Raw genomic sequence first — 13,065 nt, 5'->3', positions numbered from 1 at the left:
TTTGATGCGTGATCATGTTCACATGATCGGTTTTATCCCACCCGGATGTGCGGTGTCGCAAGTGGTAGAGTAGGGTACATCAAGGGCAAGAGCGCTATCCATTCTGGCGCGGGTCTATGGAGCGAGGAAGCACAACTTCGTAGGGCAGCACTTCTGGACCCGGGGATACTCGTCTCCACCGTCGCTCGAGACGAAGCGGCGACCAGTGAATACACCCGTAAGCAGGAGGCCGAGGCCCCCCGGCTCGACCAAATGAACATGTGGCGCAAAGGCCGCCTTCGGGCGGCCAATAAAACCAGGGACGGGTCAGCGTCGCCCACGGCCGCTTCGAGCGGCTCAATTCCCAAAGCGTCCGGCTTTGCCGGGGATACTTACCAGCTGATGCCGGCCAAACCTACGCTGCACAAGACTCATCGAAGCGCGGCGCTCGATGAATTTGACTTAGCCTCGCATCGTAACAAGTACCAACTACCGCGAAAAAATCAGGCGTCGTTTCCTGCAAAGAGACGGCGTGCTTCAAGACAGGCCATTATCGATTTGTATCGAATTGTCGGCGTCCAGCCGCGGCACAGTCGCTCAAAACTCTAACGAACTTACCCCGATCGTTTGTAGACCGATAGCGATCGAACAAATCTGCGGCGATTGCCGCCGAGGCCACAGACAACCATCTAGCTCACAAAGAGCGCGTCTGCCGACGTGGGTTCGAATTTGCATCGCGGGGCGGTCGCCGCACCTCTCGGTCCGACAGGTTTCCCTGTTGATGTCGTTGGGCATCCGATAGCCGTCATGGATCAAGGGGAGCGGGCGGACATATGAATTGTATACCTTGATATGCGTTGCGCAGCCGCGTCTTGCGTGTGATTTCGGCTTCAAAATCGAAATTCACCCGATCTCCGCGCCCAATGGAGCAAGCACCTGTGTCGTCTGTCGAAGTACACCAGCACATCGTCTCACTTCTTCAGAAGCCGAATCCGGTCATCCTGGACATTGGCTGCAATGACGGGACCGATACGCAACAGTTTCTCAACCTGTGCCCCCAAGCTCAGCTCTACTGCTTTGAGCCGGACCCCAGAGCGATCGCGCGCTTCAAGAAGAAGCTGGGCGCATCCCTCAAGAGGGTGAAGTTGCTTGAAATCGCCATCAGCGATCGAAACGGGATGATTGACTTCCATCCAAGCAATGCAGATGGTGATGCCAAGGAATGGGATCTGTCCGGCTCAATACGCCGCCCGAAGAATCATCTTACCGAGTATGATTGGGTTCGGTTTGATCGCCCTGTTTCGGTTGAAACCCGGCGGCTGGACGACTGGTGCAACGAAGCCAAGCTGAACATGGTCGATTTCATCTGGATGGATGTCCAGGGAGCCGAAGCCGATGTTATCGCCGGCGGCATGCAGACCTTAAGCAACACGCGCTTCATCTACACGGAATATAGCGACCGCGAGCTCTACGAAGGGCAGTTGTCCCTGCAAGCCATTCTGGACCTGTTACCATCATTCGAAGTGGCTGCCCACTATCCACGCGCGGTGGAAGGTGATGTGTTGCTCAAAAATGTGCGCTTCTAGTTTCTACCCATAGAGCGCCTCATCCGTCGCTGGAACACCTCACCAGGCGATCTATGCTCCCCAAAGCTGCACACGTCGTGATTAGGGTGGGATAGGCGGACGGGGAGGTTTGTGCCACTGAAGAGCCCACGGAGGACATCGCGTCGGGCGGGTGGTGGGTTTCTGACAATCAATTATTTGGCTGGCCGGCACGACGATGAGTTTGCGGTCAGTAGCCACTCGGCATGCGCGTTTCCGCCGCGCTGCCAATCTTCTGTCCGGGTGCTAACCCAAGATTAGGCTTCAAGATCGCGCACGACTGAAATGTCCCAGCGCGGCTCGGCCTTCGTCACGCGCTATGAGGTCGCGTGACTACCCGGCGAAGTACGGCGTGCAAGAGGCTGGCGATCGCTCACATCTTGGGTACTGATTTCCGGCCGAAGACCCCGGGCCTTCAAGGCCCCACTCATCGCCGTATGGAATCGCCCGGAGTGTCCTCTAGCTGCCCCGCATGATCCCCCGAAATTCCAGATCGGCCCGATCGGCGTCCTCGCCCAGCGCGGCCGGAAACTGCCGCCATCGTAGCGGCCGCACCGTCGCCGAAGCCGGGGCGGCCGAAATCACCCCAAGGGTATCACTGAGGAGCCAAGTCATACACCAACCGCGCCGGTCGGCGCGCGACCCCGACGCATCGCATCCGTTCTGTAGAGCGGAATGCTGTGCTCAGCGGTTGCCGATCAGCCTGGCAGAAATCCATATCCTTGCTGACCCTGCCGGGACTGATGAGCGGCCGACCGAGCGCTCGATCTCTGGCCAGCACCGCGGCTGCACCTCGGTCACACATTCGGGATCGTCGACCGGCATCATCATGGGCGCGAGGTCGGATCGAAATCGCCGAGCGGATGGAGCATCATGACAAGGAAACGGACCTCTCCCTGGCTCATGCAAGGGAGCTGGATCAGGCGATGCGGGGAGGGGCGTCGAGGCAGTGCAGGTAGCGGCCGTCCCCATGGCCATGCAGGCGAGCAGCTAGAGCAGGTCGGGTCAGGATCGGATCGATCGACTTCAGCATGTGACGAACGATCCTCCTAGTTGATCGCCTACGTTTGTCTCTGTCGCTCGAACCCTTCATCACGCACGGCCGAACACTCCAAACGTTGTTCATTGGTGCTAAAAAAAGCCCGGCCATCAATGAAATGGCCGGGCGGAAGTCAGACGTCGACAGAGGGAGGACTGCCGACGGTTATTTGCGGCCTAACGTTCACCGCAAATTCTAATTTCGAAATGCTGATCGCCAGCATCCCCTGGGGCGGGGAAATGTTACCTGCTGTCGCATGCCAGCACTTGGAGCCCCTTTGCGCGATCCCGCAGGCGGGGATTGGCGCACTTGCATCGACCTCCGTTCTACCCACATGGACCGCATTGGTTTCGTCGTCTCACCGACGTCAGCAAACCAGCGGGCCGGTCCTGCTTGCCGAGCATCCTCGTCAGCTACTTCAAATGGTACAACTTGACGCTACGTCCGATTCAAGCCTTTTGAGCTATCCGCTTAAAGTTCAAGTCTCAACTGACTGGTGATGCCAGTCAGGCAAATCGGCATACTCGGCGACGATGGACTTGAATCCCCGTGGCGCTGACAGGGAGTACATGATCGTTTTCCGTGCGGCGAGCCGTGCATCGTCGGCGTCTCGCGCGACCTCGGCCAGGCCTTCCATGGCATCCGGGAGAATTGGCCGTGGTTCGAATCGGGCATTCTAGGTCAAGGACGGCGACGCCGCCGTGGCGATCGTGACCGGGCGACCGATGTTCTGCCGCGCGATCCCGAGGCGGGTCGTGCAGAGCCCACCCCGGCACGATAGCCGCGCGCCGGAAGATCACAGGTTTTGAGCGGGGCGCTTCGGACTGGATAAGCCCGCTACCGGTAAGGGCACGGCCGATCATTCTTACTCGAAGCGCGCCATTCCTTAGCGTCGAAGCGGCAAGGAGCTTGACTGGACGTTGTGATCTTTTCAATCAAACTTATAGGACGCCTGAAAGAACGTACGCCGGCGCTCCTTGCTGTACTTCGCAGCCTGTATTGGGCCGTTTGGCTCGCCATCACGAGACCGTGCATGTCGCTCTGCTGTCCCTTTTTGGTCCACATTGTCCAAATAACGCCCGCCGACACCGGCGCTGAAATTCTTGGTAATGAAGTAGGACAATACGCCTTCGATCTGGACGTCTCCGCCACGCTCTCGCCGCTGGTCATAGAAGGTGGTTCGGTCGCGCAAGAGATGATTGTCGCGCCCTTTGAAATCGGTCCACGGCAGGTGAGCGACATCGGTGTTCAAGCGCCAGTGCTCGGTCAACATTGTTTCGCTCTTACGCCAGCACGAGCTGCACTTCACTGAGTATTCTTGCTGCGAACCACTCTGTCGTCGTCAGACGGAAAACATGTAGTCCTTCCGTTTCCTTGTCCTGACGCATTGTTGATCTACTAGTCGCGAGAGCCGCGATAGCGGGGGATACCCCAATCGATTGTTAAGGTTTCCTTTGTTGAAGCCGCCCAAGGCCAATGTTGGCCTTTGAAAACACTCCCCATCGGCTGGCGACACGGCCAAATAGCTCCTCGGAAAGTCCGTCGAGACCGCGATAGGTCAGCCTTGAAAAATGAGCGTCAGGAGGCTGCTCTTATCAGAATGCAAGCCGCCCAAGAATACTGCGATCAGGCTATGATTACGCTTCTGCGGAATGCGGCGATCAACTCGCTCAAGTACAGGACCGAGCTAGCGCTCGTTAAGGCACTAGATAGCAGCATCACCCAGTTCGAAAATCAGCTTGAGACGTTCAAGACGGCATTCTCGAGGAATATGATCGGGCCCCAGGCACTTCCAGACCGCGATCAACGACGATGCGTGCATCGATCGTCTGCAGAAGAAGGATCCGCTGATCGGCGCAGACCGCAACCTGCGCCTCGCGAACGACAAGGCGCAAGATGTGACGATCAGGAAGCTGACCCACGGCCCGACGATGGCGGCGAAGTTCGCACCTCAAAAGCTCCCCCGCTGAGGCCGCAGAGTGAGGCGGCAAGGACGGGCAGAAACAGACGGTGACTGGAAATCGTGTAAAGCGGCCTGTTCGCGGTCCCGGTCGGCTATCATGCTAGTGGCTGCGGGTGTGCCATGACGCGCGAGTGAAATAGCGAGACCAGATGCTCGCACAATGGCTGACCGATAAGCTTGCGCGCAGTTGCCTGATGAGCTCTGCGCCAGGACGACCACGCGAGGACGCGGGCGTGCGGGATGCGCCGCTGGGCGAGCTTCATGGCGATGCGCCGGATTCCTGGATCGGCCAGCGGATCAAAAGCGAAGCTTCGGTCCGAGGCCGGGGTCTCGTTTTTTTGAGCGATGGCCCGGAGTTGGCCCGATGACGGATGACTGCCATCATGGCGAAGGCCAGCATGACGAGTGAGACATGGCGATGCCAGCCATGCCAGGAGCGGCTTTCGTCGTGATCAAGGCCGAGCTCGTTCTTGGCGGTTTCGAAGCTGTCCTCGATGGGCAAGCGATGGCCTTCCACCGACACCAGCTTCTGCATGGAGGTGCCCTTGGGGCACCAACTGGAGAAGAAGGCCAAGCTGCCGTCGGCAATGTTGCGGCGGATCAGAAGACCCCGCGTCCATTCCCCGGCAAGGTCGTCGTTGTATTCACTGACATCGAGATCGGCCCAACTCGATATAGGCTCCGTCGTGCCAGCGCGGACCTTTGGTCCCTCCGCCGGACGACAGGCGGCGCCAGGCCTTCTTCGGAAGGCTCTGCGCGATCGCGGAGGCGGTGCCGGCGACAGGCTGCGGCTTGCCCAGGAACGGAACACGTGTATGGAAGCAGCTCCCAGAACATAGCCTTTGCCCGCCTCGCGCAGCAGGGTTTCGATCTCGCCGGTGCCATACACTGTCCGCCGCACGAACGAGAACGGCGCCTTTGCGGCGATCGCACGAGCGATCATTCGACGCGCGATCTTGGGCTTGGTCGCAAACCCCACATGGCTCGGTACATGCGGTGCCTTCAGGCGAGCGGGGGCGTCCGTCCATTCCTTCGGCAGGTAGAGCGTGCGATCGATGAAGGCATGGCCATGCCGCGACACATAGGAGGCGAACACTCCGATCTGGCAATTGGTGATCTTGCCCGCCGAGCCAGTGTACTGGCGTGCGACGCCGCACGATGCCTTGCCCTGTTTCAAAAACCGGTCTCATCGATAACCAGAACCGCGTCCTGATCGGACAGCGTTTCCAGCGCGTACTCACGGACTATGTCGCGCAGCGCGTCGCATCCCACTGCCCCGACCCAGGATCGCCTGATGGCGCCACGGGCCTGGATCGCGGGCCGCTACAGCCCGCATCCAACCCGTCTTGCGCGGCTCGTTACGCAACAGTCCGTCGAGAAACCGCCACGCCGAGGTCGCCACCCGCTCCTGCGTAAGCAGCGGACGGATGCGTTGCTTGCATCTCGCAACGAGGAAGCCCACAGCGTCAGCTTATCTTCAACCGACCCACCACCAATCATCAGATCCCGTATCATGGTCACCCATCGATTTAGAACTCACCGAAAATAGCAACTGTAATGGTAGAGTGCTGGCTGAGAGCTTGCCGGGATAGACTGTGAAGCGCTCACGTGCACAGTCGGACTGAGCCCCTATCGAGGCACCCGGATCTGCGGCTGGGTACCCCCGTATAAGTGGAGGACTGAATAAGGACTGCGCGGTTCCAGCAGCCTCTACTGCGGAGCCATACGTGATCGCGTAGAACGAGGCGTCGAATAGATGGTGGAATAGCTGAAATCGGTGTATTTTAGACGCGCCTTTGTCCTCCGAGCACAGCAGGCGCACGAAGCCAAGACCTGCGCCGGCGATCCGCGTTCCGCGCCAGCTAGAAGCTCGCGACCCATCGAATTCCGTCCGTTTTCTGGTTGATTTGGTCCTTGCGCACTTGCCCTCGTGCTGGTGTTGGCGGTCGGTGGAACTCGCGGGCGTCATGGTCGTTGCTTGGCCGCGGCAGCAGTAGCGAGTAGGAGAACACGTGAACCGACGCCAACTTGTTCAAGGATCGGCGGTGCTGCCGGCGATGCTGCTCGCCTCGCGGAGCGTTTTCGCCGCGGCGTCGAATGATGCGTTCGGGCCGTCCACCGTGAGGGACCTGGCACGGAGGCTGGCGAGCAAGGCCTACGAGGCGCCGGACGAGAAGCTCCTGAGCGGATTGAAGGACCTGGATTACGATCAGTATCGTTCGATCCGCTTTTTGCCAGAGCGGGCGCTCTGGCGCGGCAAGAATCTCCCGTTCGAAGCGCAGTTCTTCCACCGCGGCTTCTTCTACAAGAACAGGGTGAACGTCTTCGAGGTCGCCGACGGAAAGGCGACCGAGCTCAAGTACCGCAAGACGGACTTCGCCTTCGGCGAGAAGGTCCCGGCGTTCGAGGATATCGATCTCGGGTTCGCAGGCTTCCGCATCCACGCGCCGATGAACCGTCCCGACTATTACGACGAGGTCTGCGTCTTCTTAGGGGCGAGCTATTTCCGCGCCGTGGCCAAGGGGCAGACCTACGGCCTTTCCGCCCGGGGGCTCTCGATCGATACGGGCGAACCCAAGGGCGAGGAATTTCCGCTCTTCAAGGCCTTCTGGCTCGAGCGGCCGGCGCCGGGTGCGACATCGTTGGTGATCCATGCTCTGCTCGACAGCAAGAGCTGCGCCGCGAGCTACCGGTTCACGGTGCGGCCCGGGGAGACGACGGTCTTCGATGTCGAAATGTCGGTCTACCCCCGTGTCGAGATGCCGCGGGTCGGGCTCGCGCCCATGACCAGCATGTTCTTCTACGGTCCGAACGACCGCAACGACATCGATGATTTCCGCCCCTCAGTCCACGATTCAGATGGCCTTGCGATCTTCAATGGGAAGAGAGAAAGCCTGTGGCGGCCGCTCAGCAATCCCCGCGATCTCCAGATCAGCACCTTCCAGGATCTCAATCCGCATGGCTTTGGGCTGATGCAGCGGGAGAGAAACTTCTTCGCCTATCAGGACATCGAATCCAGCTTCGAAAAACGCCCAAGTCTCTGGATGGAGCCGATCGGCGATTGGGGCGAGGGCGGCGTCACGCTGTTCGAGATCCCGACCAAGGAGGAGGTCCACGACAACATCGCCGCATTCTGGCGGCCGAAAAACCCGCTGCAGGCCAAGGGCGAACACAACTACACCTATCGGCTGCATTGGGGGCCGGATAGCCCGAAGCCGCATTCGCTGGCCAGATTCACGCGAAGCGGCATCGGGGCGAGGGGCGAGGATGCGCGCCTGTTCGTGCTCGATCTGCGCGGCGACAACCTCAAGGGCATCGATCCTGCCGCTGTCAAAGGCGTCGTGACGGCCGAAAAGTCCGAGGTGAAGAACATCGTCACGCAGCCCAACCCCCACACCAGTGGGTGGCGGTTGAGCTTCCAGTGCCAGGTGAAAAGCGAGCCGATCGAGCTGCGGGCGTTCCTGGCAGAAGGCGACAAGCCCTTGTCGGAAATCTGGGTCTACCGATGGGCACCCTGAGCCCGGCGCCGCGGCCGTCCGTCGCTGATATCGCGACCCAGCGCCTGCTGCCGCGGGAAGCCCCGCTTGCGATGGCTCCTGGCGACCTTCGCAAGAACAGGGTACCCGACCGTATTCCTGCGCCCGTTGCCCCCGCAATGGCCTGGCGGCGAGGCCTCATCCTCCTCTCGACGGCGGCGCTCACTGCGGCGGGCGGCTATGAGATGTATCGCGTGCTGGAGGTCGGCGGCGTCACCGTCCTTGAAGCCATGGTGCTGGCGCTCTTCCTGGTCCTGCTCGCCTGGGTCGCCTTCTCGTTCGCCTCCGCGCTGGCCGGCTTCTTTGTGCTGCTGGCCCATCGACCGGGCGCTATCGCGCCGGACGCGGAGCTGCCTGGGATCGCAAGCCGCACCGCCATGCTGCTTCCCACCTACAATGAAGATCCGCACCGATTGACGGCGCGGCTTCGTGCGATCATCGAATCCCTGGAGGCGACCTCGCAAGGAAAGCTGTTCGACTGGTACGTTCTGAGCGACAGCACCGATCCGGACATCTGGGTCGCCGAGGAAAAAGCGCTCCTCGCGCTGCGACAGGCGGTGGGGACGCCACGGCTGTATTATCGCCACCGAGCCGAGAATACGGCGCGCAAAGCCGGCAACATCTCCGAGTGGATCACCCGGTTCGGCGGCGTCTACGACTTCATGATCGTGCTCGATGCCGACAGTCTCATGAGCGGACGGACGATCGTCCGACTGGTCCATGCCATGGAGAGCAATCCGAGCGCCGGACTCGTCCAGACGCTCCCCATGGTGGTCAACGCGCGAAGTCTGTTCAGCCGAGTCCAGCAATTCGCGGGTCGCCTGTACGGACCGATGATCGCCGCCGGCGTCGCCTGGTGGCACGGCTCCGAAGGCAATTACTGGGGCCACAACGCAATCATCCGCGTGAAGGCGTTCGCGGAATCGGCCGCGCTGCCGCAGCTGCGCGGGCGCAAGCCATTCGGCGGACACATCCTCAGCCACGATTTCGTCGAGGCTGCGCTGATGCGTCGTGCCGGCTGGGGCATCTACATGCTGCCGACGCTCGGCGGAAGCTACGAAGAGGTGCCGCCTTCGCTGCTCGATTTTGCGGCGCGCGACCGACGCTGGTGTCAGGGCAATCTTCAGCATCTGGCTGTCGTGCCGGCGCGGGGTCTCCACTGGGTGTCGCGCCTGCATTTCATGGTGGGGATAGGTGCATATCTGACGGCGCCGCTTTGGCTGCTGTTCCTGCTGCTGGGCATGCTGATCTCGCTGCAGGCTCGATTCGTGCGGCCGGAGTATTTTCCGAAGGGTTTCTCGTTATTTCCGACGTGGCCGGCCCAGGATCCCGTGCTCGCCATTTGGGTGTTCGTCGCCACCATGGGTCTGCTGTTGTTGCCGAAGCTGCTCAGCCTGGTCCTGCTTTGGCTGCGCCGCTCGGTGGGGCGTCAATTCGGCGGCGCGTTGCGTGCTTCGGCCGGAGTTTTGGCAGAGATCGTCGTCTCCGCGTTGATGGCGCCTGTGATGATGATCTTTCAATCAATCGCGGTGGTCGAGATTCTGGCCGGGCGCGATGCCGGCTGGCAGACGCAGAGGCGCGACGACGGCACGGTGGAGCGCCGCGAACTCTATCGGAAGTACGGCATTCCAACCCTGTGCGGCGTTGCAATGGCCGCAAGCGCCTACGCCGTTTCGCTGCCCCTTCTGCTCTGGATGTCGCCGGTCATCGTCGGGCTGCTCTTCGCCGTTCCCATAGGCGCGCTGACCGCCATGCCCGTCTCCGTAAGCTTGTTTGTCACTCCCGAAGAACGAAAGCCGCCTCCCGTCCTGCGGCGAGCGAACGAGCTCAGCGCGTCAGCGGACCTAGGGGGCAACCCCGCCTTGGTGGAGCTGCGCCAAGACCCCGCGCTCCTCGCCTTCCACCTCGCGCAGCTACCGCCTCCTCGCCCCACCAGGCCCGACACGGTGGACCCCAATCTGGCGGTTGGCCGTGCCAAGGTCGATGCTAGCGAGACTTTCGAGCAGGCCGCAGCACATCTATCCTCGCGCGAAATCTTCTCGATCTTGAACGACGGTCCGGCGCTCTCCACCGTCTTGCGGAAGCAATAAATGCGGGGCAGGCCTTGCACAGCAGGCCTGGGCTCGACCAGGATGGAAACTGGTGCGATATCGGCCGGGAGCGAGGGCCCTTGACCGATCGGCGCCGCGCAGAATAGTTGGTGGCGTAATGCGCCCATTAGGCCGTGTACCTATAAACCCGGCGCCGTGTGGCCGGTGACTACGTCCGCTTTGCTCCTATAGCGACGAAATTTCCGCGGCAGCGCAGTAGGTCGCGTTGGGCCATGTGTGGACGGCTCCGGGTTGGCAAGGAGAATCTTCACTTTGCGGCGTTGGTCGGAGCAGCCATGTGTTCGGCCTGTTTGCGCGGTACACATGACCGCTGGCCATAATGCCCTCCGCGGACCAGGTCCCGATCAAAAGCACGCATTCGAAGATGCCGTGGCCCGTATGGGTTGTCCTGATCGCCGGATCGACCGGCGCTGCATTACGTACTGTTCGCCCTCCCAACCGTTACGTCACGCCGGCGATGTCGGCGCGATCTCGTTTAGGCCGCCAGCGCGGCCGGCTCCTGATAGCGTTCGTTCCTCGCCATCATCGCCCAGGCCATCCTCGCGAGCTTGTTGGCAAGCGCGATGGCCGCGACTTTGGTGGGCCGCCGGGCCAACAATCGCGTGAGCCATGGCCGATGATCGGTGCCATGGATCTTGGCGTAGCGGATCACGGCGAGCGCGCCAGCCCTGAAGGCTACGCAAATAGCGATCGCCCTGCTTGCTAATACTGCCAAGCTTGTCTTTGCCTCCGCTCGAGCTCTGCTTTGGCACGAGAACCAACCACGCCGAGAAGTCCCACCCGGATCGGAAGGCTTTGGGATCGGCAATGCTGGCGACCAGCGCTGTTGCCAGCGCCGGACCGACGCCAGGGATCGCGTCCAGCCGCTTGCTCGTCGTGTTTGATCTATGCCCAACTCCAGGATCTGGGCCTTCAGCGCGAGCAATTGATCGCCAAGAGCGGCAAGGCACATCCGGGCGACCTCCGGGACCCGTCTTCGGCTTTATCGGCGACGACTTCCAGCAGTTGCTCGACGCCTCGCCGCCCAACAGGGGGCGACAATCCCGAACTCGCGGATCGAGTTGATGACCGCGGTCTGCTGGCGGATGAAGAGGTGGCGCGCTCGGTGAAGCATCAGACAGCTCTGTTGCTCGGCTGTCTGGTCGGCACGACCCGCATGTTGGGCCTCGTCACCGCTTCACAGATCGCCTCCGCGTCCGTAGCGTCGTCCTTCTGCCGCTTGACGTAGGGCTTCACATAGGCCGGAGGCATCAATCGCACCGTATGTCCCAACGCCTGCAATTCACGGGACCAATGGTGCGATGATGCGCAAGCTTCGATCCCCACCAGGCATGGCGGCAACTTCTGGAAAAACGCGAAGACGTGGCGGCGCCTCAACTGACGGCGTACGACCACTTGGCCGGCAGCATCAACGCCGTGCACTTGGAAGACCGACTTCGCAATATCAAGGCCAATCGTCGAAGTTGACTGCATAGGCTGCTCCTCCGAATCGTGGGAGCCTCAAAACGGCACCCACTCCTTGACACTCTCGTGCCGGTGGAGGAGCCGTCCACAGCATCAAAAGCGGTAACGACCCTGCCCAGCAGAAGATTCCCACTCCTCCCTCCGGAAGTCGACATTACGTAAATCTGGTCTGTCTCCAGAGACTCATACCGGTCCAGGGATGGAAGGGCGTGATGAGTGAGAAGGAGTGGGCTTTATGACCCTGTACGAGCAGTTGCCAGCCGACATCCGCGAAGTCGGGACGCTTACGTCGGGGGCCCAAGCCCCAACCTTGGCGGATTCGCTTACTCTTGCTGATTGATCTCCTTCAAGAGGTTTGAGAGCGGACCCGCCGCTGAGCATTGGCATCTACTTCAACAATGGATCGGCATAGTGACGGCAATCTTGGAACACTTGCCGCCTGACAGTTCGGTCCTCGAATGTTTGGGGTTGATGAGCCTCAACGCCCAATGGCGCGCTCAGGCGCTCGGACAGATCGAGCGCGATCCCACTGTGCTGGATCAGTTGGTCGCAATTTGCCCCGATTGGGAGGACATCGTCGAAGCCGTATTGGAGACCAGTCAAAGTCGGCCGATCAAGGCCGGTTGGGTTCGCCGTCGCTGATCGGAATTGATCCGCCATCCGCACCGGCTCACCACTTTGCGGGCCTGCTCTTGAGCCGAGAGATGCCTCGCCCGCGCCAGCCGGGCGAGGCATTGCGCCTCAGTCGCCGTTCCGGCGGTTGGGACGAGACCAGATCAGGCTGAAGCCCTCACCTTCCTCGTGGGCGAAAAGGTTGGCAAAGAGGTTGGCGAACATCGGAGCAGTGAAGCTCGGATCGTCGAGCTTGAGGGCCAGATAGTCGCGGCCCTCGTTGGAGCGCTTCGACCACGCGGCCCCGATCTCCACGCGGCCGACATAGATCCGGTGGCTGGGGGCGTTGTCGCCCGAGCGGCTGGTTTCCGGGACGATGCGGACGTTCCTCGCCTGCAGCGAGAGGGGGACGATTTCGTCGTTGAACTCGTCGTTGCCGGTCTTCTTGAACGTGCCGATGGGGCGCCATGGTAGTTCTCCCTGATCTGAAGTTTTCCGAGCCCGCACCTTGCGGCCTCGATGTTGATCGAAGGGCCGGAGGCGATCGACGGGGCACCCAGGAGGGGCCGAAGCGTCAGCGGAGGATGGCAGCCAGGCGACTTTCTTGTTTCGCGAGGAATACATGTGTTTGTTCAGGACGATTGGCGCGAATTCCCAACGTCTCAGTCATTCTGATCAAGTCGGCCAGCGACCGTGCACGCATCTTTTTCATGACGTGTCCCCGGTAGATCTTGACCGTAATCTCGGCGAGTCCAAG

9 protein-coding genes and 2 pseudogenes are annotated in these 13,065 nt (G+C 61.0%); 6 read left to right on the top strand and 5 right to left on the bottom strand.

Going from position 1 to position 13,065, the window contains the following annotated elements; genetic code table 11:
• Window positions 1-267, top strand: a pseudogene (locus XI03_RS02270) (transposase); the annotation flags it as partial.
• Between the two features lie 650 nt (window positions 268-917).
• Window positions 918-1,565, top strand: a complete 648-nt coding sequence (locus XI03_RS02265) for an FkbM family methyltransferase (protein WP_271591191.1) — start codon at window positions 918-920, stop codon at window positions 1,563-1,565.
• Between the two features lie 1,988 nt (window positions 1,566-3,553).
• Here the strand turns inward: XI03_RS02265 and XI03_RS02255 are convergent.
• On the bottom strand, window positions 3,554-3,895 hold the full coding sequence (locus tag XI03_RS02255) for a hypothetical protein (protein WP_271591190.1): 342 nt from the start codon (window positions 3,893-3,895) through the stop codon (window positions 3,554-3,556).
• 327 nt (window positions 3,896-4,222) lie between these two features.
• On the opposite strand from XI03_RS02255, the gene XI03_RS40425 reads away from it, so the two are divergent.
• Window positions 4,223-4,636 (top strand): DUF2130 domain-containing protein, encoded by a 414-nt coding sequence (locus tag XI03_RS40425; RefSeq protein WP_442869683.1) that lies wholly within the window; start codon window positions 4,223-4,225, stop codon window positions 4,634-4,636.
• Between the two features lie 208 nt (window positions 4,637-4,844).
• Here the strand turns inward: XI03_RS40425 and XI03_RS02250 are convergent, their stop codons facing one another.
• The gene (locus XI03_RS02250) at window positions 4,845-5,762 is read right to left on the bottom strand and encodes an IS701 family transposase (protein ID WP_271591189.1); all 918 of its coding nucleotides are present in this window, start codon (window positions 5,760-5,762) and stop codon (window positions 4,845-4,847) included.
• 880 nt (window positions 5,763-6,642) lie between these two features.
• On the opposite strand from XI03_RS02250, the gene XI03_RS02245 reads away from it, so the two are divergent.
• Both XI03_RS02245 and mdoH read left to right on the top strand, forming a co-directional pair.
• On the top strand, window positions 6,643-8,103 hold the full coding sequence (locus XI03_RS02245) for a glucan biosynthesis protein G (RefSeq protein ID WP_271591193.1): 1,461 nt from the start codon (window positions 6,643-6,645) through the stop codon (window positions 8,101-8,103).
• Window positions 8,091-10,211 (top strand): glucans biosynthesis glucosyltransferase MdoH, encoded by a 2,121-nt coding sequence (gene mdoH / locus XI03_RS02240; RefSeq protein WP_271591192.1) that lies wholly within the window; start codon window positions 8,091-8,093, stop codon window positions 10,209-10,211. Before XI03_RS02245 ends, mdoH begins: the two co-directional genes overlap by 13 nt.
• 496 nt (window positions 10,212-10,707) lie before the next feature.
• On the opposite strand, the pseudogene XI03_RS02235 reads toward mdoH, so the two are convergent.
• Window positions 10,708-11,705, bottom strand: a pseudogene (locus tag XI03_RS02235) (IS110 family transposase).
• 402 nt (window positions 11,706-12,107) lie between these two features.
• Here XI03_RS02235 and XI03_RS02230 point away from each other — a divergent pair.
• Window positions 12,108-12,338 carry a hypothetical protein gene (locus XI03_RS02230; RefSeq protein ID WP_271591188.1) on the top strand — a complete coding sequence of 77 codons (231 nt, stop codon included), beginning with the start codon at window positions 12,108-12,110 and terminating at the stop codon, window positions 12,336-12,338.
• Between the two features lie 99 nt (window positions 12,339-12,437).
• Here the strand turns inward: XI03_RS02230 and XI03_RS02225 are convergent, their stop codons facing one another.
• Window positions 12,438-12,815: a DUF736 domain-containing protein gene (locus tag XI03_RS02225; RefSeq protein WP_271591187.1), complete on the bottom strand. Its 378-nt coding sequence runs from the start codon at window positions 12,813-12,815 to the stop codon at window positions 12,438-12,440.
• Window positions 12,816-12,882: 67 nt separating this feature from the next.
• Window positions 12,883-13,065: LuxR C-terminal-related transcriptional regulator (locus XI03_RS02220; RefSeq protein ID WP_271591186.1), on the bottom strand; the 183-nt coding region annotated here is incomplete at its 5' end.

The organism is Bradyrhizobium sp. CCBAU 65884 (assembly GCF_028128835.1).
In the GTDB taxonomy this organism is placed as follows: Bacteria; Pseudomonadota; Alphaproteobacteria; order Rhizobiales; family Xanthobacteraceae; genus Bradyrhizobium; species Bradyrhizobium ottawaense.
This window is presented reverse-complemented; position numbering and strand designations above follow the sequence as displayed.